The sequence below is a fragment of the Agromyces atrinae genome (assembly GCF_013407835.1).
GTDB lineage: Bacteria > Actinomycetota > Actinomycetes > Actinomycetales > Microbacteriaceae > Agromyces > Agromyces atrinae.
In genome coordinates, this window is record NZ_JACCBI010000001.1 from 477,488 (window position 1) to 501,252 (window position 23,765).

The 23,765-nt window shown below is 68.2% G+C and carries 21 protein-coding genes; all 21 read left to right on the plus strand.

Features of this window, described 5'->3' with window-relative positions; all coding sequences use genetic code 11:
- The first annotated feature begins 35 nt into the window (after nucleotides 1-35).
- The 21 genes from BJ972_RS02330 to dnaE all read left to right on the plus strand — a co-directional run bounded on the left by BJ972_RS02330 (nucleotide 36) and on the right by dnaE (nucleotide 23,744).
- Nucleotides 36-413 (plus strand): SCO2097 family morphological protein, encoded by a 378-nt coding sequence (locus BJ972_RS02330; protein ID WP_129175047.1) that lies wholly within the window; start codon nucleotides 36-38, stop codon nucleotides 411-413.
- A gap of 281 nt (nucleotides 414-694) precedes the next feature.
- The gene (mraZ, locus tag BJ972_RS02335; protein ID WP_129175049.1) at nucleotides 695-1,126 is read left to right on the plus strand and encodes a division/cell wall cluster transcriptional repressor MraZ; all 432 of its coding nucleotides are present in this window, start codon (nucleotides 695-697) and stop codon (nucleotides 1,124-1,126) included.
- Nucleotides 1,127-1,227: 101 nt separating this feature from the next.
- Nucleotides 1,228-2,184, plus strand: a complete 957-nt coding sequence (rsmH, locus tag BJ972_RS02340; RefSeq protein ID WP_129175050.1) for a 16S rRNA (cytosine(1402)-N(4))-methyltransferase RsmH — start codon at nucleotides 1,228-1,230, stop codon at nucleotides 2,182-2,184.
- On the plus strand, nucleotides 2,181-2,771 hold the full coding sequence (ftsL, locus tag BJ972_RS02345; RefSeq protein ID WP_129175052.1) for a cell division protein FtsL: 591 nt from the start codon (nucleotides 2,181-2,183) through the stop codon (nucleotides 2,769-2,771). The genes rsmH and ftsL overlap by 4 nt, the downstream gene beginning before the upstream one ends.
- A 67-nt stretch (nucleotides 2,772-2,838) precedes the next feature.
- A complete protein-coding gene (locus BJ972_RS02350; RefSeq protein WP_129175054.1) occupies nucleotides 2,839-4,626 on the plus strand; it encodes a peptidoglycan D,D-transpeptidase FtsI family protein in 1,788 nt (595 codons plus the stop codon).
- 13 nt (nucleotides 4,627-4,639) lie between these two features.
- A complete protein-coding gene (locus tag BJ972_RS02355) occupies nucleotides 4,640-6,205 on the plus strand; it encodes a Mur ligase family protein (RefSeq protein ID WP_129175056.1) in 1,566 nt (521 codons plus the stop codon).
- Nucleotides 6,202-7,611, plus strand: coding sequence for a UDP-N-acetylmuramoyl-tripeptide--D-alanyl-D-alanine ligase (locus BJ972_RS02360; protein WP_129175058.1), 1,410 nt, complete (start codon nucleotides 6,202-6,204; stop codon nucleotides 7,609-7,611). Before BJ972_RS02355 ends, BJ972_RS02360 begins: the two co-directional genes overlap by 4 nt.
- Complete coding sequence (gene mraY / locus BJ972_RS02365; RefSeq protein ID WP_129175060.1) at nucleotides 7,608-8,702, plus strand: phospho-N-acetylmuramoyl-pentapeptide-transferase; 1,095 nt, start codon at nucleotides 7,608-7,610, stop codon at nucleotides 8,700-8,702. The genes BJ972_RS02360 and mraY overlap by 4 nt, the downstream gene beginning before the upstream one ends.
- Entirely contained in the window at nucleotides 8,687-10,237 is a 1,551-nt protein-coding gene (gene murD / locus BJ972_RS02370; RefSeq protein WP_129175062.1) for a UDP-N-acetylmuramoyl-L-alanine--D-glutamate ligase, read from the plus strand. Before mraY ends, murD begins: the two co-directional genes overlap by 16 nt.
- The gene (ftsW, locus tag BJ972_RS02375) at nucleotides 10,194-11,423 is read left to right on the plus strand and encodes a putative lipid II flippase FtsW (RefSeq protein ID WP_129175064.1); all 1,230 of its coding nucleotides are present in this window, start codon (nucleotides 10,194-10,196) and stop codon (nucleotides 11,421-11,423) included. Before murD ends, ftsW begins: the two co-directional genes overlap by 44 nt.
- The gene (locus BJ972_RS02380; protein ID WP_129175066.1) at nucleotides 11,420-12,511 is read left to right on the plus strand and encodes a UDP-N-acetylglucosamine--N-acetylmuramyl-(pentapeptide) pyrophosphoryl-undecaprenol N-acetylglucosamine transferase; all 1,092 of its coding nucleotides are present in this window, start codon (nucleotides 11,420-11,422) and stop codon (nucleotides 12,509-12,511) included. The genes ftsW and BJ972_RS02380 overlap by 4 nt, the downstream gene beginning before the upstream one ends.
- 45 nt (nucleotides 12,512-12,556) lie before the next feature.
- A complete protein-coding gene (gene murC, locus BJ972_RS02385) occupies nucleotides 12,557-13,969 on the plus strand; it encodes a UDP-N-acetylmuramate--L-alanine ligase (protein ID WP_129175068.1) in 1,413 nt (470 codons plus the stop codon).
- A complete protein-coding gene (locus tag BJ972_RS17625) occupies nucleotides 13,966-14,976 on the plus strand; it encodes a cell division protein FtsQ/DivIB (protein WP_129175070.1) in 1,011 nt (336 codons plus the stop codon). The genes murC and BJ972_RS17625 overlap by 4 nt, the downstream gene beginning before the upstream one ends.
- Nucleotides 14,977-15,108: 132 nt before the next feature.
- On the plus strand, nucleotides 15,109-16,287 hold the full coding sequence (gene ftsZ / locus BJ972_RS02395) for a cell division protein FtsZ (RefSeq protein WP_129175072.1): 1,179 nt from the start codon (nucleotides 15,109-15,111) through the stop codon (nucleotides 16,285-16,287).
- A 30-nt stretch (nucleotides 16,288-16,317) separates the two neighbouring features.
- Complete coding sequence (locus BJ972_RS02400; RefSeq protein ID WP_129175074.1) at nucleotides 16,318-17,004, plus strand: YggS family pyridoxal phosphate-dependent enzyme; 687 nt, start codon at nucleotides 16,318-16,320, stop codon at nucleotides 17,002-17,004.
- 22 nt (nucleotides 17,005-17,026) lie between these two features.
- On the plus strand, nucleotides 17,027-17,539 hold the full coding sequence (locus BJ972_RS02405; protein ID WP_129175076.1) for a cell division protein SepF: 513 nt from the start codon (nucleotides 17,027-17,029) through the stop codon (nucleotides 17,537-17,539).
- Nucleotides 17,540-17,548: 9 nt separating this feature from the next.
- Nucleotides 17,549-17,848 carry a YggT family protein gene (locus tag BJ972_RS02410; RefSeq protein ID WP_129175078.1) on the plus strand — a complete coding sequence of 100 codons (300 nt, stop codon included), beginning with the start codon at nucleotides 17,549-17,551 and terminating at the stop codon, nucleotides 17,846-17,848.
- Between the two features lie 128 nt (nucleotides 17,849-17,976).
- The gene (locus BJ972_RS02415; RefSeq protein ID WP_129175080.1) at nucleotides 17,977-18,672 is read left to right on the plus strand and encodes a DivIVA domain-containing protein; all 696 of its coding nucleotides are present in this window, start codon (nucleotides 17,977-17,979) and stop codon (nucleotides 18,670-18,672) included.
- Nucleotides 18,662-19,246 (plus strand): signal peptidase II, encoded by a 585-nt coding sequence (gene lspA / locus BJ972_RS02420; protein WP_218850982.1) that lies wholly within the window; start codon nucleotides 18,662-18,664, stop codon nucleotides 19,244-19,246. The genes BJ972_RS02415 and lspA overlap by 11 nt, the downstream gene beginning before the upstream one ends.
- Nucleotides 19,246-20,169 carry an RluA family pseudouridine synthase gene (locus BJ972_RS02425; RefSeq protein ID WP_129175082.1) on the plus strand — a complete coding sequence of 308 codons (924 nt, stop codon included), beginning with the start codon at nucleotides 19,246-19,248 and terminating at the stop codon, nucleotides 20,167-20,169. The genes lspA and BJ972_RS02425 overlap by 1 nt, the downstream gene beginning before the upstream one ends.
- A gap of 104 nt (nucleotides 20,170-20,273) precedes the next feature.
- On the plus strand, nucleotides 20,274-23,744 hold the full coding sequence (dnaE, locus tag BJ972_RS02430; RefSeq protein ID WP_218851108.1) for a DNA polymerase III subunit alpha: 3,471 nt from the start codon (nucleotides 20,274-20,276) through the stop codon (nucleotides 23,742-23,744).
- The last annotated feature ends 21 nt before the right edge of the window (nucleotides 23,745-23,765 follow it).

The window sequence follows — 23,765 nt, forward strand, 5'->3', positions numbered from 1 at the left end:
CCACGGGTGACAACCCCGAGCCTGGAGGAAATGAGATGCCGCTTTCCGAGCAGGAGCAACGCCTCCTCGATGAGATGGAGCGCAGTCTCTACCGTAATGATGCGGATTTCGTCGCGACCGGGGGGCGACGTGGTCGTCCCAACTACCGATCGGTGACCATCGGCATCCTTCTCGCCGCCGCCGGTATCGCCGCGCTCATCGCGGGCGTGGCCATCCCTCAGCTCCTCGTCGGCATCGCCGGATTCGTGCTGATGTTCGCGGGTGTGCTGCTGGCGCTGACGCCGTCGAAGAGACTCACGCCCGAAGACATCACGTCGTCGACCGGTTCGCCGCGCGCCGCGGCACATGACTCCGGCGGTTTCATCGGTCGCATGAACGACCGCTGGGAACGTCGTCAAGAGGGTCGCGAGTAGCCTCCCCACCACTCCACGTCCGACGAGGGCCGATCGATTCCGATCGGCCCTCGTCGCTGTTTAACGAGCCGTGAGCCACTCGGATCGCGCCTCCGGGTGTGTCACGGGGGCTCACGACGCCCCGTGGAGCCCCCAACCGCTCCATTTCCCTCCACCGCCGAGATCCCTTGCCTGGCAAGGGATTTTTTGTTTCCGGCGCCCCGAACTGGGGCATTTTCGTTGTTTGGTGGTCGATTGTGGAGTAAAGTGGAGGCAATCCAGGCCGGAGGGGAGGTGGCGACATGTTCCTCGGAACCTACGAGCCCAAGCTCGACGAGAAAGGGCGCATCATCCTTCCCGCCAAATTTCGCGACGAGCTCTCCAACGGCCTCGTCCTGACGCGCGGCCAGGAGCACTGCATCTACGTCTTCAGCGCTCGTGAGTTCGAAGACCTGCACGACAAGATCCGCCAGGCCCCGGTCACGAGCAAGCAGGCGCGTGACTACATGCGCGTCTTCCTCTCGGGCGCGACGGCCGAGACGCCCGACAAGCAGAACCGCGTCACGATCCCCGCATCGCTGCGCTCCTACGCCGGTCTCGACCGCGACCTCGCCGTCATCGGTGCGGGCAGCCGGGTCGAGATCTGGAGCCAGACGTCGTGGCAGGACTACCTGACCGAGCAAGAGGCGGCATTCGCCAACACGGCGGAGGAGGTGATCCCGGGACTCTTCTGACCCCTGGACCCCGACTCCCAGCCGGCCCCCTGAGGCCACTTCCCCGGCAGCAGGACCGACCGGATGGGGATCCGGATCCAGGAACAGGACACCGAGACGCTATGAACGACATCGAACGCATCCACACCCCCGTCATGCTCGAGCGCTGCATCGACCTCCTCGCCCCCGCCCTCGAGGCACCGGGCTCCGTCTTCGTCGACGCCACCCTCGGCATGGGCGGTCACAGCCGGGCGCTCCTCGAGCGGTTCCCGAATACGACGCTCGTCGGCCTCGACCGCGACACCGACGCGCTCGCGATCGCCGAAGAACGACTCGCTCCCTTCGCCGATCGCGTGCACCTCGTGCACACCGTGTACGACGGCTTCGCAGACGCCCTCGACGACCTCGACATCCCCGAGGTCCACGGGGTGCTCTTCGACCTCGGTGTCTCCTCGCTCCAGCTCGACCGCGCCGAGCGAGGGTTCGCCTACTCCAAGGACGCACCGCTCGACATGCGCATGGACGTCACGAGCGGCATCACGGCCGGCGAGGTCATCGCGACGTACGACGAGGCAGACCTCCGGCGCATCTTCCTCGACTACGGAGAAGAGAAGCTCGCCGCCCGGTACGCCCGGGCGATCGTGCGGGCACGGGCCGAGAAGCCCATCGAGCGCTCCGCCGAACTCGTGTCGATCATCCACGACGCCACACCAGTGGCCGTCCAGCGCAACGGCCACCCCGCGAAGCGCGTCTTCCAGGCCCTCCGCATCGAGGTCAACGAAGAGCTCGAGGTGCTCGAGTCGGCCATCCCGACGGCACTCGACACGATCGCGGTCGGCGGCCGGATCGTCGTTCTCGCCTACCAGTCGCTTGAGGACCGCATCGTCAAGCGCGACCTGCAGCGCGTGTCGTCCTCGACCGCTCCCGTCGGCCTGCCCATCGAGCTCCCCGAGCACCGACCCGAGTTCCGGCTCCTCGTCCGTGGGGCCGAACTGGCGACGGATGCCGAGGCCGAGCGCAACCCGCGAGCCAAGCCCGTGCGCCTGCGCGCAGCCGAACGACTGAGGAGGGCGTCATGAGCGCTACCGCTGCAAGCCCGCTCGCTCCCGAGATCGAGCGCGCGCCGCGCAAGCCGCTGCTCTCCCTCGTACCCCGTGCCCGTGCGGCGCGGCCGCGACTCGCCTACGCGGTCGTCGCGGTCTCGGGAATCGCCGCGATCACCGCGACCCAGCTGCTCGTGAGCATCGCGATCTCGCAGGGCGCGTACGAGCTCGACGCTCTCGCGGCGACCCAGAGCGACCTCCTCCGTACCGCCGAGTCCGTGAGCGAAGACCTCGACCGCGTCTCGTCGCCCCAGTTCCTCGCGGCGAACGCCGAAGCGCTCGGCATGGTGCCGAACGCGAACCCCGTCTACCTGCGGCTCTCCGACGCCGCCGTGCTGGGTGCTCCCGGCGCGACGGCGCTCGACGTGGGCGATGCGTCGCTCGTTCCGAACAAGCTCATCGAAGGCATCCCTCTCGCGACCGACGTCGCACCCGCCGGAGGCTCCGGTGCGAGCGCACCCGTCGCACCTCCGGCATCCGGCACGCCGAGCGTCGCACCCACGACCCCCGTGCAGCCGGAGGTAGCTTTGCAGGGCGGGCTTCCGACTCCGTCGACGCACTGATCGAAACGGGGCCCCGAATGCAGCTGAGCCGGTCAGTCACGGCCCGGCCGTGCAGGAAGGACGCAGAGTGAACACGAGCAGAGCGCGATCGAGGCGCATCTTCATCGCCGCCGTACTCCTGATCGCACTCGTGGGCGTCTTCGTCGTCCGACTCGTCGACATCCAGGTCGTCCGCGCCGCCGAACTCAACCGCGATGCCGAGGGCAAGCGATCGATCGAGCGGGTCATCTACGGCACGCGCGGCGACATCGTCGACGCGAACGGCACCGTGCTCTCGGGAAGCGTGATGCGCTACGACGTCACGGTCTCCCCGAAGAACGCCCGGGGTTTCGAGCGCACAGCTGACGACGGCACGAAGACGACCGTGACGCGCGAGCAGGCCGCCGCCGAACTCGGCGCGGTGCTCGGCATGACGGGGGAGTCGATCATCGCGATCATCGACTCAGCCCTCGCCGACAACCCGAAGTCCGACTTCGCCTACATCTCCAAGCAGGTCGACATCGAGACCTACCGCGCCGTCGAAGAGCTCGGCATCCCATGGCAGAGTCGCGAGCGTCATCCCAGCCGGGTCTACCCGAACGGCGCCGTCGCCGGAAACCTCGTCGGATTCGTCGGCGATGAGGGCGACCCGCTCGCCGGTCTCGAACTCTCGGAGGACTCGTGCCTCGCGAGCGACGACGGCCTCGAGTCGTACGTCTCGAGCGGCGCCGACTTCGTCGCCCTGCCCGACAGCACGGTCACGCTCGAGCAGGCGAAGGACGGCGGTCAGCTCGGACTCACGATCGACGCCGACCTCCAGTGGTTCACGCAGCAGGTCGCGCTCGCCCAGGTCGAGGCGACGGGTGCGCAGTGGGCGACGGTCGTCGTGCAGAACGCGAAGACGGGCGAGCTCCTCGCCGTCGCCGACGTGCCGACGGTCGACCCCAACAACATCGCGGCGACCGACGCCGAGGATCGCGGTTCGCGCTCCTTCACGACGCCGTACGAGCCGGGCTCGACGTACAAGGCCCTCACCGCAGCGGCCGTCGTCGACGCCGGCAAGGCGACGGCGACGAGTCCCGGGGTCATCGCGCCCTACCGCTACCTGCCGCCGAACGGCGCCAACATCAACGACAGCTCGTACCACGAGGACGAGCGGATGACGCTCACGGGCGTGCTCATCGACTCGTCGAACACGGGCATGTCGATGTTCGGCGAGATGATCTCCGACGAGCAGCGCACCGACTACATGAAGGCCTTCGGCATCGGTCGGTCCACCGAGGTCGGCTTCCTCGGCGAGGAGCCCGGCATCCTGCACGACCCCGGAACGGACGCGTGGGACAACCAGACGAAGTACACGACGATGTTCGGCCAGGGCGTCGCGACGACCGCTGTGCAGATCGCGAGCGCGTACCAGACGATCGCCAACGGCGGCGTGCGCATGCCGGTCTCGCTCGTCTCGGGCTGCACGGCGGCCGACGGCACCGTGACCGAGAAGCCGTCGACCGAGGGCACGCGGGTGATCTCGGAGGACGCGGCGACCCAGACGTCGCAGATGCTCGAGCGCGTCTACCTCGAGGGTTGGTTGAGCGAGGCCTGGAACATCCCGGGCTACCGCGTCGCGGCCAAGACGGGTACCGCGCAGGTGCCCGACGGCAGCGGCGGCTACCAGAGCGGATACCTCGTCTCGGTGGCCGGCTTCGCTCCCGCGGACGACCCCCAGTACGTCGTTTCGGTGAGCATCATGGATCCGGTTAAGATGAATTCGTCCGCCGCGTCGGCACCCGTGTTCCAGAAGGTCATGAGCTACGCGTTGAAAAAGTTCCGGACGATTCCTTCCGGCGCCCCTGCGCCCGAACTGCCATCACGATGGTAAGAGAGTGGGCCCTGTGACCGGATCGGCGCCCACGGCACTCCGTCCCCAGCATCCGAGTCCGCGAGCGCTCACCGGCCTCGTCGAGCAGTTCCAGCTCGACGCGCAGGGTGAGCTCGCGGGAGTCGAGATCACCGGGGCATCCCTCAGTTCGTCGAACGTGCAGCCCGGCGATCTCTACGTCGGCGTACCGGGCCGGAACGCCCACGGTGCGAGCTTCGCCGCGCAGGCCGCCGAGCGCGGCGCCGTCGCCGTGCTGACCGACGAAGCCGGAGCGTCCCTCGCGGCCGACTCCGGGCTTCCGATCGTCGTCACACCCGACGCGCGCGCAGCCCTCGGCGAGGTCGCCGCCTGGATTCACCGCACGGGTGTTCACGCGAGCGACGACGACGAACAGGCCACGCTCTTCGCCGTCACCGGCACGAACGGCAAGACGAGCGTCGTCTACCTGCTCTACGGCATCCTGCGTCAGCTCGGCATCGGCGCCGGGCTCACGTCGACCGCGGAGCGCCGCATCGGCGACGAGGCGGTCACGAGCTCGCTCACGACCCCCGAGGCGAGTGAGCTCCACGCCCTCCTCGCTCGCATGCGCGAGGTCGGCGTGCGGGCCGTGGGCGTCGAGGTGTCGGCGCAGGCCCTGTCGCGCCACCGCGTCGACGGTCTCGTCTTCGACGTCGCCGGATTCACGAACCTCAGCCACGATCACCTCGACGACTACGCCTCGATGGACGAGTACTACCGGGCGAAGCTCGAGCTGTTCCAGCCCGATCGCGCCCACCGGGCCGTCGTCACGGTCGATTCCGACTGGGGTTCGCGTCTCGTGGCGGATTCCCGCGTCCCGGTCACGACCCTGTCGACCGAGCCGGGCATCCGCGCCGACTGGACGCTCGTCATCGACGAGGAGTCCGCGACCTCGACATCCTTCACCCTCAGCGGCCCGGACGGCCGGAGCATCGCGACGAGCGTCCCCCTCCTCGGCCGGTACATGGCCGCGAACGCGGGCCTCGCGATCGTCATGCTCGTCGAGTCGGGGGTCGACCTCGACGTCATCAGTCACGCGCTCGCTCGCGACGGCGGCATCGATGCGTACATCCCGGGTCGCGCCGAGCGCATCTCGGGCGACCGCGGCCCCCTCGTCTTCATCGACTACGGCCACAGCCCCGACGCCTTCCTGCAGACCCTCGACGCGATCCGTCGGGTGACTCCGGGCCGACTCGTCATGGTCTTCGGCGCCGACGGCGACCGCGACACGACGAAGCGCGACGACATGGGAGCGATCGCCGCGCGCGGCGCCGACGTCGTCGTCATCACCGACTTCCACCCGCGGTTCGAAGACCCGGCGCTGATCCGCCGGAGTCTCATCGAGGGTGCGCAGAGGGCTGTCCCTGATCGGGAGATCATCGAGATCGCCGACCCGCGTGAGGCTTTCCGCGCGGCGCTCGCGCTCGCGCACGAGGGCGACGCGGTACTCTACGCGGGACCGGGTCATGAGGACTACCACGAGGTCGCGGGAGTGAAGATCCCGTACTCGGCGCGCGACGATGCGCGGCAGGCGCTCCGAGAGGCAGGATGGCTCGAATGATCGCACTCACACTCGACGAGATCGCCCGTGCCGCCGGCGGCGTGCTGGTGACGCGCGGCGTCGCCTCGCCCGACCTCGTCATCGACGGGGCCGTGCACACCGATTCCCGCGATGTCCGTGCGGGCGATGTCTTCGTCGCCAAGCCGGGCGAGTTCACCGACGGTCACCTCTTCGCGCCGACCGCGCTCGAGCAGGGCGCAGCGCTCCTCATCGTCGAGCGTGAACTCGACCTCGAGGTGCCCCAGATCGTCGTCGACGACGCGGTCGTCGCCCTCGGCGAGTTCGCGCGCGAGGTCGTCGCCCGTGTCCGCGCGGGCGGTCGCCTCCGCATCGTCGGTGTGACGGGCTCGAACGGCAAGACGACGACGAAGAACCTGCTGCGTGCGGTGCTCGAGCGCGTCGGTCCGACGATCGCTCCGCGGGCCTCGTTCAACAACGAGGTCGGTGCGCCGCTCACGATGCTCGAACTGACCCACGAGACCGAGTTTCTCGTCGCCGAGATGGGTGCGAGCGGTGTCGGCGAGATCGCCCGCCTCGTGCGACTCGCGCGCCCCGACGTCGGCATCGTCCTCAAGGTCGGCCTCGCGCACGCGGGCGAGTTCGGCGGCATCGAGCAGACGGTCCGCGCCAAGACGGAGATGGTCACCGACCTCCTCGAGACCGACGTCGCCGTGCTGAACGCCGACGACCCGCGTGTCGTGCCGATGCAGGCCGAGACGGCCGCTCGCGTCGTGTGGTTCGGACTCGGCCACGACGCCGATGTGCGCGCCGTCGACATCCGCGCCCACGCCCGCGGAACCGACTTCGTGCTCGAACTCCGGAGCGGTGAGCGCCGAGAGGTGCACTTCCAGGTCCTCGGCGAGCACCACGTCATGAACGCGCTCGCGACGACGGCCGCCGCCCTCGAGCTCGGGGTCGGTCTCGCCGACATCGTGTCGGCTCTCGAGTCCGTCACGCTCGCCGAGCGCTGGCGCATGCAGCTCCTCGGCGGTCGCGACGACATCACCGTCATCAACGATGCGTACAACGCGAGCCCCGACTCGATGTCGGCGGCGCTCAAGACCCTCGCGCAGATCAAGCGACCGGGTTCCCGCACGATCGCCGTGCTCGGCGAGATGAGCGAACTCGGCGAACTCTCGGGGGAGGAGCACGATCGCATCGGACTCCTCATCGTTCGTCTCGGGATCTCCCAGCTCGTCGTCGTGGGAGAGGGCGCGCGGCGCCTGCACATCACGGCGATCAACGAAGGGTCGTGGGACGGCGAGTCCGCCTACGTCGAGTCGGCCGATGAGGCCTTCGACCTCGTGAAGGACTCGATCGGGGCAGGAGACACGATCCTCGTGAAATCATCGAACTCGGCGGGACTCCGCCATCTGGGTGACCGATTGGGAGAGTGGTTCGCGTGAGAGCTCTGCTCACGGCGGGTGCCGTCTCCCTCGCCTTCACCCTCTTCCTCACTCCGCTCTTCATCCGGCTGTTCATCCACCTCGGGTGGGGCCAGTTCATCCGCGACGACGGACCGAAGTCGCACCACACGAAGCGCGGCACACCGACGATGGGCGGCATCGTCTTCATCCTCGGAGCTCTCGTCGGCTACTTCGCGGGCACGCTCGCGAACGATGAGCCGCCGACGGCCTCGGGCCTGCTCGTCGTCTTCATGATGGTCGGGCTCGGCATCGTGGGCTTCGTCGACGACTTCCTGAAGACGAGGAAGCAGCAGAGCCTCGGACTCGGCGGCTGGGCGAAGGTCGCCGGGCAGGTGATCGTCGCGACGGTGTTCGCCGTGCTCGCCATCAACTTCCCGAACGCGGAGGGCGTGACCCCGGCATCGACGTCGATCTCGTTCATCCGTGATCTCCCGATCGACTTCCTGGTTCTCGGCACCTATGTCGGCATCGGTCTGTTCGTGCTCTGGATCTGCTTGCTGACGGTCGGCACGTCGAACGCCGTCAACGTGACTGACGGCCTCGACGGTCTCGCCGGTGGAGCATCGATCCTCTCGATCGGCGCCTTCATCGTCATCGGCTTCTGGCAGTTCAACCAGTCGTGCTTCGGCGACAACCTCGATGCGGACGATGTCTACCGCTGTTACGACGTGCGCGATCCGCTCGACCTCGCCATCATCGCGACGGCCATCGTGGGCGCGGTCATCGGCTTCCTCTGGTGGAACACCAACCCCGCGAAGCTCTACATGGGCGACACCGGTTCGCTCGCGCTCGGAGGCGCCCTCGCGGCCCTCGCGATCCTCAGCCGCACCGAGCTCCTCATCATCCTGATCGGCGGTCTCTTCGTCATCGAGACGGGTTCGGTCATCGTGCAGCGCGCGTACTTCAAGATCACGCGCGGTAAACGCATTTTCCTCATGAGCCCGATCCATCATCACTTCGAGTTGAAGGGGTGGGCCGAGGTCACGATCGTCGTGCGCTTCTGGATCATCGGCGGACTCCTCGTCGCCGCGGGCGTCGGCACCTTCTACCTCGAGTGGTTGCAGAGTTGACGACGGATGCCGCGCGCGAGCGCCTCGATACGCTGACGAGCTGGCACTCCGACTGGTCGGGGCTCCGCGTCGCCGTCCTCGGACTCGGAGTGACCGGATTCTCGGTCGCCGACACCCTCGTCGAACTCGGCGCCGACGTCCTCGTGCTCGCGACCGCCGCCGACGATGACCGCGCCCGCATCCTCGACGTCCTCGGCGCTCGACTCGTCGTCGACCCGCTGGACGGCGCGCCCGCCGACCTCACCGAGTTCGCCCCCGACCTCATCGTCGTCTCGCCCGGCTTCCGGCCCGACCACCCCGTACTGCGGTGGGCCGATGACGAGGGCATCGCCGTATGGGGAGACATCGAGCTCGCCTGGCGCGTGCGCGACAAGGTCAACGCTGCCGACTGGGTGCTCGTCACGGGCACGAACGGCAAGACGACGACGACTCAGCTCACGGCGACGTTCCTCGCCGCCGGCGGGCTGCGCGCGGCCCCCTGCGGCAACATCGGCGTGCCCGTCCTCGACGCCGTGCGCGACCCGCAGGGCTTCGACGTCCTCGTCGTCGAGCTCTCGAGCTTCCAGCTGCACCGCATTCCGCGCACCGGCCCCGGAGCGCTCCACCCGGCGTCGAGCGTGTGCCTCAACATCGCCGACGACCACCTCGACTGGCACGGCAGCGCCGATGCCTACCGCGACGCGAAGGCGACGGTCTACGAGAACGTGCGCATCGCGTGCGTATACAACCGCGCGGACCCCGTGACCCGGCTGCTCGTGGAAGAGGCGGATGTCGCTGAGGGTGCCCGCGCGATCGGCTTCGGTCTCGACGTGCCGGGCCCGAGCGACCTCGGGATCGTCGACGGCATCCTGTGCGATCGAGCCTTCCTCGAGGACCGACGGAACTCCGCGCTCGAGCTGACGACCCTCGCCGAACTCTCGATCGCGGGGCTCGACGCCCCGCACATCGTCGCGAACATCCTCGCCGCCGCAGCTCTCGCGCGTTCCCTCGGCGTCGCCCCCGAGACGATCCGTGAAGCTCTTGCGACGTTCCGGCTCGATGCGCACCGCATCCAGACGGTGCTCATCGCCCGAGGCATCCGTTTCGTCGACGATTCGAAGGCGACCAACCCGCACGCGGCGGGCGCGTCCCTCCGGGCATTCGGTTCGGTCGTGTGGATCGTCGGCGGACTCCTGAAGGGCGTCGACGTCGACGCGCTTGTTCGCGACCACGTCGGTCGCCTGCGCGGCGCCGTCGTCATCGGGGCCGATCGGAGCGCGCTTCTCGAGGCGTTCGAGCGACACGCGCCGCACCTTCCTCTCCACGCCGTCGAGTCGGATGACACTGGGGGAGTCATGCGCGAAGCGGTCGAATCGGCCCTCGGTTTCGCGGAGGACGGCGACACTGTTCTGCTCGCCCCCGCCGCGGCATCGATGGACCAGTTCACCGACTACGGTGACCGGGGCCGCCGATTCGCGGAGGCCGTGTTCGACATCGTGGGAGGAGAGGCCGATGGCACTGCCGCCGCGCACGATCCCGAGAACCCGCGAGGCTGACGCGGGCGCGGAGCGGACGAGTTCGGGCGAGGGCGGTTCTGGCTTCTCGTCGGTGCGCATCCGGCTCGGCCGGGTGTTCCGCTCCGAGAACCCCGACTACTTCCTGCTCGCGGGTACGACGATCTTCCTCGTGCTCTTCGGGCTCGTCATGGTGCTCTCGTCGTCGTCGGTCGAGTCGTACGACGGCAGCCGCGACTTCTTCAGCGTCTTCCTCCGGCAGGGCGCGTTCGTGCTTCTCGGCATCCCCGCGATGCTGCTCGCGAGCCGTCTGCCGCAGAAGTTCTGGATGGCCGTCGCGTGGCCGGCCCTCGCGGCCTCGTGCTTCCTGCAGCTGCTCGTCGTCGCGACGCCCCTCGGTATCGAGGTCGGCGGCAACACGAACTGGCTCTCGATCGCGGGGTTCCAGTTCCAGCCGTCGGAGGTCATCAAGCTCGCGCTCGTGATCTGGCTCGGCCTCATGGTGACGCGGAAGGAGGCGGTGCTCGGCGAGTTCAAGCGCGGACTTCTGCCGATCCTCCTCGTCGGTGGTGCCGCGATCGGGCTCGTCATGCTCGGCGGCGACCTCGGAACGGTCGTCATCATGGCGATCTCGCTGCTCGGGGCGCTCTACCTCATCGGAGTGAAGCTCCGACTCCTCGTCATCCCCGTGCTCGTCGGAATCGCGGGCATGCTCGCCCTCGCGATCGCGAGTCCCAACCGCGTCACGCGCATCCTCGCCTTCTTCGAAGACGGCTGCACCGACTACGAGAACACGTGCTGGCAGTCGACGCACGGCACGTTCGCCCTCGCCAACGGCGGGTTCTTCGGTGTCGGCCTCGGCAATTCGCAGTCGAAGTGGATGTGGCTCCCGGCCGCCGACAACGACTACATCTTCGCGATCATCGGGGAGGAGCTCGGTCTCGTCGGCGCCGTCGTCGTGCTCGTGCTCTTCGTGCTGCTCGCCGTGTCGTTCTCCCGCATCCTGCGTCGTGCGCAGACGCCCTTCGGTCGCGCCGCGACGGCGTTCGTCACCATCTGGATCGTCGCGCAGGCCTTCGTGAACATGGGCGTCGTGCTCGGCGTCCTCCCCGTGCTCGGCGTACCGTTGCCGCTCATCTCGTCGGGAGGAACGGCTCTCGTGTCAGGCCTCCTCGCGATCGGCATCGTGCTCTCCGTCGCACGACAATCCCCTGAGGTATCGAAGTGACCGTCCACCTTCTCGCCGGCGGCGGTACCGCCGGTCACGTGAATCCGCTCCTCGCCGTCGCCGACCGTATCCGCGAACGCGACGCGAGCGCCGAGGTCCTCGTGCTCGGCACGAAGGAAGGTCTCGAGTCGCGGCTCGTGCCGGCTCGCGGCTACGAACTGCTCACCATCCCGCGCCTGCCGTTCCCGCGCCGCCCGAACGCCCAAGCGGTGTCGTTCCTTCCGCGCTTCCGCGCGACCGTCCGCGGCCTCGAGAAGACGCTCGCCGACCGCGGCGTCGACGTCGTGACCGGATTCGGCGGCTACGTCTCGACGCCCGCCTACCTCGCCGCACGACGCGCCGGCCTGCCGATCGCGATCCACGAGGCGAACGCGCGACCCGGACTCGCCAACCGGCTGGGTGCTCGCTACACGACGGCCGTCGGGGTCGCGTTCGAGGGCACGAAGCTGCCGCACGCGACGTTCGTGGGAATGCCCCTCCGTGCCGAGATCGAGCGGCTCGACCGAGCCGCCGAGCGTGGGGCCGCAGCCGAGTACTTCGGCCTCGAGGCCGATCGGCCCGTCATCCTCGTCACGGGCGGCTCGCTCGGTGCCCGGCGGATCAACGCGACCGTCGTCGCGTCGGCCGAAGCCCTCCTCGCGGCCGGATGGCAGGTGCTCCACATCGTCGGCGGGCGCTCCGAGGTGTCCGACCCGAACCTCGCGGGTTACCGCATGATCGAGTACTGCGACCGGATGGACCTGGCACTCGCGATCGCGGATGTCGCGCTGTCTCGTGCGGGCGCTGCGACCGTGAGCGAGTTCGCGGCCCTCGGCATCCCCGCCGTCTACGTCCCCTACCCCGTCGGGAACGGCGAGCAGCGCTGGAACGCGCGCGGCGTCGTCGAGGCGGGCGGCGGAATCCTCGTCGACGACGCCGACTTCCTGCCCGCGTGGGTGTCGTCGACGGTCCTGCCCCTCCTGGCGGACCCGGCAGCGCTCCGTCGGATGGGCGAGCGCGCGTCATCCGCCGGCATCGCCGATGGCACCGACCGGATGCTCGCCCTCGTCGATCGCGTGTCAGGCGAACGCCCGGCTCCGGGAGCGTAACGTGGACGTCGACCCCACCCGATCGAGAGAAGAGCAGCACCGACCGTGACGATCAAGCCCGACACCACCATCGAGATCCCCGACGAGCTCGGCGCTGTCCACTTCGTCGGTATCGGCGGCTCCGGCATGAGCGGTATCGCCCGCCTCTTCCTCTCGGCGGGCCACCGCGTGACCGGTTCCGACGTGCGGGAGTCGTCGAACATCGACGCGCTCCGAGAGCTCGGTGCCGACATCGTCATCGGGCACCACGCCGACAACGTCGGCGACGCCGAGGCGCTCGTCGTCACGGGGGCGCTCTGGCAGGACAACCCCGAATACCGGCTCGCGCTCGACAACGGTCTGCCCGTCCTCCACCGCTCGCAGGCGCTCGCGTGGCTCATCCGACGCCAGCGCCTCGTCGCCGTCGCGGGCGCGCACGGCAAGACGACGTCGACCGGGATGATCGTGACCGGCCTCCTCGGCATCGACGCCGACCCGAGCTTCGTGAACGGCGGGGTCATCGAGTCGCTCGGCGTGAGCGCCGCTCGCGGCTCAGGAGAACTGTTCGTCGTCGAGGCCGACGAGTCGGACGGCTCGTTCCTGCTCTACGACACGTCGGTCGCGCTCATCACGAACGTCGACCCCGACCACCTCGACCACTACGGGTCGCTCGAGGCCTTCGAGGACGCCTTCGTCACGTTCGCCGACAACGCGAGCGAGTTCGTCGTGATCTCGAGCGACGACGTCGGTGCGACGCGGGTCGCCGCGCGGCTCACGCACGAGCGCGTGATCACCTTCGGTGAGGCCGAGGATGCCACGGTGCGCGTGCACTCCATCGACACGAACGGTCCCGTCGCCCTCTCGGTGGACGTCGACGGCGAGACCTACTCCACGCGACTGCGCGTGCCCGGGCGTCACAACGCGATCAACGCGGCGGGCGCGTTCGCCGTGCTCGTCGGCCTCGGCTTCGACGCCGCGCCCTCGCTCGAGGCGATCAGCGGCTTCGGCGGCACCGAGCGTCGCTTCGAGCTGCACGGCGTCGTCGACCGCGTGAGCGTCTTCGACGACTACGCGCACCACCCGACCGAGGTCGCCGCCGCTCTGTCTGCGGCGCGCACGGTCGTCGGGGAGGGACGCATCATCGCGGTGCACCAGCCGCACCTGTACAGCCGCACGCGCCTCTTCGCTCAGGAGTTCGCCGATGTGCTCGAGGAGTTCGCCGACGAGACGGTCGTCCTCGACGTCTACGGTGCTCGGGAGGACCCCGAGCCGGGCGTCACGGGCGCACTCGTCGCCGAGCGATTCACCGACCCCTCACGGGTCGCCTTCGTCGCCGACTGGCAGGAGGCCGCCGACCACACGGCGCGTATCGCGCGCCCGGGCGACTACGTCATCACCCTCGGTTGCGGCGACGTCTACCGCATCGTGCCGCAGCTGCTCGGTGCCCTCGAGGTCGAGCGCGGAGTGACGCGCGAGTGAAGCGGCCCCAGGGCTTCGATCAACCGGTGCGGCGGCAGCCGGCTCGCCCCCCGGCGAGTACGCCGTCGAACCCGCCGTCGGAACCGCGGGCGACGTCGACGTCTCGACCGTCGAACGAGACGGAACCGATCGACGTCATCGCGCCCGACGTTCCGATCGAGAGGGCCACGGCCCCGGTCATCCCGCTCATCGATCCCGGTCTGACCGGGGCGACGGCGACGGCGCCCGACGAGCACGCCTCCGACCGGGCATCGGCCCGGGCGATCAAACGTGCGCAGCGTGCGCGTCGCCGGTTCGAGAAGAGCGAGGTGCGTCGGTTCACCGTGCGCGGTCGCCGGCGTCGACGTGCCTGGGTCATCGGCCTCGGCTCCGTCGGCGCGCTCGTCGTGGCCGTCGTGCTCATCGCATATTCACCGCTCATGGCCTTGCGGACGGTCGAGGTCATCGGTGCCGAGCGTGTTCCCGCCGCCGACATCGAGGCGGCGCTGTCGACGCAGATCGGTACTCCGCTGCCCCTGCTCGATCGCGGCCGCGTCGATGAGGCCATGAAGTCGTTCCCGCTCCTGCAGAGCTATTCGACCGAGTCGCGCCCGCCGGGCACGCTCGTCGTGCGGGTCGTCGAGCGCGTTCCCGTCGGCATCGTGCGCGAGGGTGACACCTTCCAGCTCGTGGATGCCGCGGGCGTCGTCATGCAGTCGGCCGCCGAGCCGCCCGCGGGCTTCCCGCTCATCGAGGTCGAGGGTGGCACGACGTCGGCCGGCTTCCACGCGGTCACGAGCGTCCTCCGGGCCCTGCCGCCCGAGGTGCTCGCGCAGGCCGTCTCGGCGTCGGCCGCGACGAAGGACGACGTGCGTCTCGTGCTCGTCGGCGACACCGACGTCGTGTGGGGAAGTGCGGAGAACTCGAGCTTCAAGGCGACGGTGCTGGCGACACTCATGGTCTCCGCGCCGCCCGACGCCGTGGGCGGATACGACGTGTCGTCGCCCAACAGTCCCGTCACGTTCTGACCGACTGTCGCGACACGCGGGCGCGCCTCCCGGCGTTCACCGGGCGCGCCTCTAACTTCGAATCAGGAATTGCATACTCAGCAAGACTTTAAGCTTCCACTTGAGGTTTAGGGTTCGCAACGGAGGCCGGACGTGTCATCAAACCAGAACTACCTCGCCGTCATCAAGGTCGTCGGAATCGGCGGCGGCGGTGTCAACGCCGTCAACCGCATGATCGAACTCGGTCTTCGCGGAGTCGAATTCATCGCCATCAACACCGATGCCCAGGCATTGCTGCTGAGCGACGCCGACGTCAAGCTCGACGTCGGTCGTGACCTCACGCGCGGCCTCGGCGCCGGAGCCGACCCCGAAGTGGGTCGTCGCGCTGCCGAAGACCACGCGGAAGAGATCGAAGAGGCCCTCGCCGGGGCCGACATGGTCTTCGTGACCGCGGGTGAAGGCGGTGGCACCGGTACCGGTGGCGCTCCCGTCGTGGCACGCATCGCGAAGTCGATCGGCGCACTCACCATCGGTGTCGTCACGAAGCCCTTCGGCTTCGAGGGCAAGCGCCGCCAGACGCAGGCCGAACTCGGCGTCTCGACCCTCAAGAACGAGGTCGACACCCTCATCGTCGTGCCGAACGACCGCCTGCTCGAGATCAGCGACCGCGGCATCTCGATGCTCGAGGCGTTCGCGACGGCCGACCAGGTGCTCCTCGCGGGTGTGCAGGGCATCACCGACCTCATCACGACGCCGGGCCTCATCAACCTCGACTTCGCCGACGTCAAGTCGGTCATGCAGGGTGCGGGTTCCGCGCTCATGGGAATCGGTTCGTCGCGCGGCGCCGATCGTGCCATCAAGGCTGCCGAGCTCGCTGTCGCGTCGCCGCTCCTCGAGGCATCCATCGACGGCGCTCACGGAGTCCTGCTGTCGATCCAGGGTGGTTCGAACCTCGGAATCTTCGAGATCAACGACGCGGCCCGCCTCGTGCAGGAGGCCGTGCACCCCGAAGCGAACATCATCTTCGGTGCCGTCATCGACGACACGCTCGGCGACGAGGTGCGGGTGACCGTCATCGCCGCCGGCTTCGACGGCGGCGAGCCGCAGGCCCGACAGGATGACGCTCTGCGCGCGAACTTCGCGGGCACGGGCGCCGCCGCCGACCCGAGCTCGCTCGCCGTCCTCGGCGAGTCCGGCGTCTCGGAGTTCAACATCGACGAGCTCGTCGACACCGCTGCCTGGAACGAGACGCAGACGGCCGACGCGATCGTCACCGACCCGGCCTTCGCCGAGGCCGACGACGAGATCGACATCCCCGACTTCCTCAAGTAGGTCGGGCGTGCACAATCGACGGGGCCGGGAGTGAGCGAGAACCTCGCCTCCCGGCTCCGCGACGTATCATCGGCGGTCGCTGCGGCGGCCGCCGACGCCGATCGCGACGCCTCCGAGATCACGACCATCGTCGTGACCAAGTTCCACCCCGCGGCGCTCGTCGCCGAGCTCGCCGACCTGGGCGTGCGAGACGTGGGGGAGAACCGTCATCAGGAGGCGCAGGCGAAGGCGGCCGAGCTCTCGGGCCTCGGGCTCTCCTGGCACTTCATCGGCCAGCTGCAGTCGAAGAAGGCGCGGCAGGTCCGCGCCTACGCGAGTTCGATCCACTCGATCGATCGTCCCGCGCTCGTCGACGCGCTGCGCTCCGACGACGACGTGATCGACGGCTTCGTCCAGGTGAACCTCACCGATGACGCCGGCCGGGGCGGGGTCCTGCCCGCCGAACTCGACGCACTCGTCGAGAAGGTGCTCGAGACGCCCGGCATCCGGCTCCGCGGACTCATGGCGGTCGCGCCCCTCGATGGCGAACCGCGCCGCGCGTTCGCACGTGTGCGTGAACTCTCCGAGTCGGTGAGGCGCACGGCCCCCGAGGCGTCCGCCCTGTCGATGGGGATGTCGCAGGACTTCAGGGAGGCGATCTTCGAGGGTGCGACACACCTTCGGATCGGCACCCTCATTACCGGGAATCGACCGACTCCCGGCTTAACCTCGAACTGACGATCCTGACACGGAGGTAGTGATGTCGAACCCGCTCAAGAAGACCATGGTGTATCTCGGTCTCGCCGATGAGGAACTCGAGCAGGAGACTCACGAGCGCCCTGAGCGTTCGGAGCGCTCCGAGCGACACGAGCGCTCCGAGCGACACGAAGCTCCCGCCGCCCAGCAGGCGGCTCCCGTCCGCGCAGCCGCACCGGTGACACCGCTGCGGAAGGCGACCCCCGTCCAGAAGAACACGCAGGTGCCGGACATGAACGAGATCCTTACCGTCCACCCCCGCCAGTACCGCGACGCCCAGGTCATCGCCGAGGCGTTCCGCGAGGGCGTGCCGGTCATCATCAACCTCTCGCAGATGAGCGACGGCGATGCTCGTCGCCTCATCGACTTCGCGAGCGGACTCTCTCAGGGACTTCACGGAAAGATCGAGCGAGTGACCGGAAAGGTCTTCCTCCTCTCGCCCGAGCACGTGCTCGTCTCCGGTGAGAACGGCGAGGCCGAGGGCGACGTCGACGCCTCGTTCTTCGCACGCCCGTAGACTCTTCCTGTGGGAGTCATACAGCTCGTAGCGAGCATTCTGTACTACGTGCTGCTCATCTACTTCTTCATGATGTGGGCGCGGTTCATCCTTGATCTGATCCAGAACTTCAACCGGTCGTGGCGTCCGCGCGGCGGCTGGGTGGTGGCGGTCGAGCTCGTCTACACGCTCACCGATCCTCCGGTGAAGTTCTTCCGTCGGCTGCTTCCTCCGTTGCGGCTCGGCGGCATCGCCCTCGATTTCGGGTGGTCCATCGCGATGCTCACGGTCATCATCGCGATGTCCGTCGTGTCGTGGATCGCCCGCTGAAAGACATCCCCGTTCGCCGTCACGATCATGACGTCGACCTCATCCGAACGCTGCAGGGAGCTCGCCTCTTTGCTAGCGTTATACGAGCGCCGATCGGCGCGCACGACTGAAGTAAAGGTGGAAGGCCCATGGCGCTCACTCCGGAAGACGTAGTCAACAAGCGGTTCCAGGCGACGAAGTTCCGAGAGGGCTACGACCAGGACGAGGTCGATGACTTCCTCGACGAGGTCGTCGTCGAACTGCGCCGCCTGAACCAGGAGAACGAAGAGCTCCGCCAGCGCCTCGCCGGCGAGGGTCAGGGCTCCGCTCCCTCCGAGACCCCCGCGCCGGTCGCGGCCGTCGTCGAGCCCGCTCCCGCATTCGCCGAGCCCACTCCCGCGCCCCAGCCGGCCGTCGTGGCCGCTCCGGTGCCGGCAGCCGCTCCCGCAGCCACCATGACGGAGGAAGAGGAGCAGGCCAGCACGACCAACCTCCTCCAGCTCGCTCGTCGTCTGCACGAAGAGCACGTCCGCGAGGGCGTCGAGAAGCGCGATGCGCTCATCGCCGAGGGCCACGCGACCGCGGCTCGTATCGTCGCCGAGGCCGAGGCCAAGCAGCGCGCCCAGATCGGCATCCTCGAGCAGGAGCGTCAGTCGGTCGAGAAGCGCGTCGACGAGCTCCGCGTCTTCGAGCGCGAGTACCGCCAGAAGCTCAAGAGCTACATCGAGGGCCAGCTGCGCGATCTCGACACCTCGGCTCCCGTGAACCCCAACGCTCCGACGTCGTTCGGTGCAGCCGCCGACGACGCGAAGCCCGCGTCGAGCTTCCAGGGCTTTGGAGCCTAAGCGTCCGTCGATCAGTGCCAGAGCGCTCGTCGTTCTGACTCTGGTCGCGGCCGCACTCTACGGTCTCGACCAGCTGTCGAAGTACCTCGTCGTCACGAACCTCACCGAGGGGGCGGTCGTCGAGGTCTTCGGCTCTGTTCTGCAATGGCAATTCGTTCGTAACCCCGGAGCCGCGTTCTCCATCGCGAGCGGCATGACGTGGATCTTCACGATCCTCGCCGTCGGCGTCATCGGCTTCATCATCGTTTTCGCCCGTCGCATCCGCTCGATCGGCTGGGCGGTCGTCTTCGGCCTCCTCCTCGGTGGAGTGCTCGGCAACCTGACCGACCGGCTCGTGCGCGAGCCGAGCTTCGGTCAGGGCCACGTCATCGACTTCATCTACACCCCGTGGATGCTGCCGGCGATCTACAACGTCGCCGACATCGCCATCGTGTCGAGCATGGGTCTCTTCCTCATCCTGACCCTGCGCGGCGTCGGCCTCGACGGCGTGCGTGAGACGAAGAAGACGGCGGAGCCGGTCGAGACCGAGGCGGCTGCCGAGACGTCCTCGCCCCGCCCCGCGACTGAGAACTGATGCCGTCCCGATCACTGCCCGTTCCGGACGGCCTCGAGGGCTCGCGCGTCGACGCGGGCCTCGCCAAGATGCTGGGGCTCTCGCGCACGATCTCCGCCGAGGCGGCCGAAGCCGGGGGAGTGTCCCTCGACGGCCGTGTCGTCGGCAAGTCCGATCGGCTGCGCGGCGGAGCCTGGCTCGAGGTCGAGTGGGTCGAGGAGCGACGGGAAGCCGTCCTCGAGGCGATCCCCGTGCCCGACCTCGGCATCGTCCACGACGACGACGATCTCGTCGTCGTCAACAAGCCGGCGGGCGTCGCGGCACATCCGTCGGTCGGCTGGAACGGTCCGACGGTTGTGGGCGCCCTCGCCGCGGCGGGGTTCCGCATCTCGACCTCCGGCGCGTCCGAGCGGCAGGGCGTCGTGCACCGCCTCGACGCCGGCACGAGCGGCCTTATGGTCGTCGCGAAGTCGGAGTACGCCTACACCTACCTGAAGCGCCTGTTCCACGATCGCCAGGTCGAGAAGTACTACCACGCCGTCGTTCAGGGGCACCCCGATCCGTTCTCCGGCACGATCGATGCTCCGATCGGCCGGCACCCGCGCTCCGAGTGGAAGTTCGCGGTCACGGGTGACGGCAAGCACGCCGTAACCCACTACGACACGCTCGAGGCCTTCCCGTACGCCTCGCTCCTCGAGATCAAGCTCGAGACCGGGCGCACGCACCAGATCCGCGTTCACATGGCTGCACAGCGTCATCCGTGCGCCGGCGACTCGATGTACGGGGCCGACCCCACCCTGTCGGCGCGGCTCGGGCTCGAGCGCCAGTGGCTGCACGCCGTGCGTCTCGGCTTCGCGCACCCCGCGAACGGCGAGTACGTCGAGTTCGAGGCGCCCTACGCTCCCGACCTCGCTCACGCGCTCGAGGTGCTCGGAGCGGACTGAGCGTCGGTGCATCGACGTAGGCTGTAATCCCCACCCGCACCACCTTCTGGAGGACCGTGTCCGGCGACTCTTTCGTCCATCTGCACGTGCACAGCGAGTACTCGATGCTCGACGGTGCCGCACGGGTCGGCGAGCTCATCACCGCCGCGAAGGAGCAGGGCATGCCTGCCGTCGCGGTCACCGACCACGGCAACGTGTTCGGCGCCTTCGACTTCTGGCGCACGGCGACCGAGGCCGGCATCAAGCCCATCATCGGTACCGAGGCATACGTCACGCCGGGTACCCACCGCAGTGACAAGACGCGTATCCGGTGGGGCAACGGCGGCGGCGACGACGTCTCGGGTGCTGGCGCCTACACGCACATGACCCTGCTCTCGGCCACGACCGCGGGCATGCACAACCTTTTCCGGCTGTCGTCTCGGGCGTCGATCGAGGGCTACTACTTCAAGCCCCGTATGGATCGCGAGATCCTGTCGCAGTACTCCGACGGGCTCATCGCGACGACGGGCTGCCCCTCCGGCGAGGTGCAGACGCGACTCCGCCTCGGGCAGTACGACGAGGCCGTCAAGGCCGCGGCCGACTTCCGCGACATCTTCGGCAAGGAGAACTACTTCGCCGAGATCATGGACCACGGTCTCAGCATCGAGAAGCGCATCATGGGCGACCTCATCCGGCTCTCGAAAGAGCTCGATCTGCCGCTCGTCGCGACGAACGATCTGCACTACACCCACGCGCACGATTCGAAGAGTCACGCGGCTCTATTGTGCGTGCAGTCGGGCTCGACGCTCGACGACCCGAACCGGTTCAAGTTCGACGCCGACGAGTTCTACCTGAAGACGCCGCAGCAGATGCGCGAGCTCTTCCGCGACTACCCCGAGGCGTGCGACAACACGCTCCTCATCGCCGAGCGTTGCGACGTGAAGTTCAACACCAACGCGAACTACATGCCGAACTTTCCGGTTCCCGACGGCGAGAGCGAGGAGAGCTGGTTCGTCAAGGAGGTCGAACGCGGCCTCCACGAGCGCTACCCCTCGGGCATCCCCGACGACGTGCGCAAGCAGGCCGACTACGAGACCTCCGTCATCGTGCAGATGGGCTTCCCGGGCTACTTCCTCGTCGTAGCCGACTTCATCAACTGGTCGAAGGAGAACGGCATCCGCGTCGGCCCTGGCCGCGGATCGGGTGCCGGTTCGATGGCGGCCTACGCGATGAAGATCACCGACCTCGATCCGCTTCGTCACGGCCTCATCTTCGAGCGGTTCCTCAACCCCGACCGCGTCTCCATGCCCGACTTCGACGTCGACTTCGACGAGCGTCGTCGCGGCGAGGTCATCAAGTACGTGACCGAGAAGTACGGCGACGAGCGCGTCGCGCAGATCGTCACATACGGAACGATCAAGGCGAAGCAGGCGCTCAAGGACTCCTCGCGCGTGCTCGGTTTCCCCTTCGGCATGGGCGAGAAGCTCACGAAGGCCATGCCGCCGCCCATCATGGGCAAGGACATCCCGCTCTCGGGCATCTTCGACTCGAAGCACCCGCGCTACAAAGAGGCCGCCGACGTCCGCAACGTCATCGAGAGCGATCCCGAGGCGCGCACGGTCTTCGAGACCGCTCAGGGGCTCGAGAACCTGAAGCGTCAGTGGGGCGTGCACGCAGCCGGCGTCATCATGTCGAGCGACCCGCTCATCGACATCATCCCGATCATGAAGCGCGAACAAGACGGCCAGATCGTCACGCAGTTCGACTACCCGGCGTGCGAGTCGCTCGGTCTGATCAAGATGGACTTCCTCGGGCTCCGCAACCTGACGATCATCGACGACGCGCTCGACAACATCGAGTCGAACCGCGGGTTCCGTCCCGTGCTCGAAGACCTCGATCTCGACGACGCCCCGGCGTACGAACTGCTGACGCGCGGCGACACCCTCGGCGTCTTCCAGCTCGACTCGCCCCCGATCCGCTCGCTCCTGCGCCTCATGAAGCCCGACAACTTCGAGGACATCTCGGCCATCCTGGCGCTCTACCGGCCGGGCCCGATGGGTGCGAACTCGCACACGAACTATGCGCTCCGCAAGAACGGGCTGCAGGAGATCACCCCGATCCACCCCGAGCTCGCCGAACCGCTCGAAGAGATCCTCGGCACGACCTACGGCCTCATCATCTACCAGGAGCAGGTGATGTCGATCGCGCAGAAGGTCGCCGGGTTCTCGCTCGGTCAGGCCGACATCCTGCGTCGCGCGATGGGTAAGAAGAAGAAGTCCGAGCTCGACAAGCAGTTCGAGGGCTTCAAGGGCGGCATGAACGCCAACGGCTACTCGGACGCCGCGGTCAAGACCCTGTGGGACATCCTTCTGCCGTTCTCCGACTACGCCTTCAACAAGGCGCACTCCGCGGCCTACGGCGTGCTGTCGTACTGGACCGCCTATCTGAAGGAGCACTTCCCGGCCGAGTACATGGCGGCCCTCCTCACCTCGGTGGGCGACGCACGCGACAAGCTCGCGCTCTACCTCAACGAGTGCCGTCGCATGGGCATCAAGGTGCTGGCCCCCGACGTCAACGAATCGATCGGCTTCTTCGCCGCCGTCGGCGACGACATCCGCTTCGGGCTCGGGGCGATCCGCAACGTCGGCTTCAACGTCGTCGAGGCGATCCGCGCCGCGCGCGACGAGAAGGGCCGCTTCGAGTCGTTCCACGACTTCCTCAAGAAGTCGCCGCTCCCCGTCGCCAACAAGCGCACCGTCGAGTCGCTCATCAAGGCCGGCGCGTTCGACTCGCTCGGGTCGACGCGTCGTGCCCTCGTCGAGATCCACGAGTCGGCGGTCGAGTCCGCCGTCAGCGAGAAGCGCGTCGAGGCGACCGGTCAGGCCGGGTTCGACTTCGACTCCCTGCTCGCCGATGTGGCGAGCGAGCCCGTCTCGCTCGTGCCCGACCGCCCCGAGTGGGCGAAGCGCGACAAGCTCGCGTTCGAGCGCGACATGCTGGGCCTCTACGTCTCCGACCACCCGCTCGCGGGGCTCGAGGTGCCGCTCGCGAAGCACGCCTCGACGACGATCACCGACCTCATGGCCTCGGAGTCGACGCAGGACGGCGACACCGTCACCGTCGCCGGACTCGTGACGAGCGTGCAGCACCGCATCGCGAAGGCGTCCGGCAACCAGTACGGCATGATCCAGGTCGAAGACTTCGCGGGTGAGATCACGGCGATGTTCATGGGCAAGGCGTACCAGGAGTTCTCGTCCGCGCTCGTCGCCGACACCATCGTCGTCGTGCGGGGGCGGGTGAGCATGCGGGATGACGGCATGAACCTGCACGCGTTCAGCATCTTCTCGCCCGAGCTCGGAGCTGTCGGTGAAGAGGGCACTCTGCGCCTGCGCTTCTCGGAGCGGACGGCGACGACGGAGCGCATGGAGAACCTGCGAGACATCCTCCTCCGCCACCCGGGGCAGAACGACGTCAAGGTCGCGCTGACCGGCAGGGAAGGCGATCGCATCTTCGGGATCGACCGATACCCGGTGAAGCTCACCGCCGATCTCTACGGGGAGCTGAAGAGTCTGCTCGGGCCCAACTGTCTGCTCTGAGCGGGCGGGTGGGCATCCGAC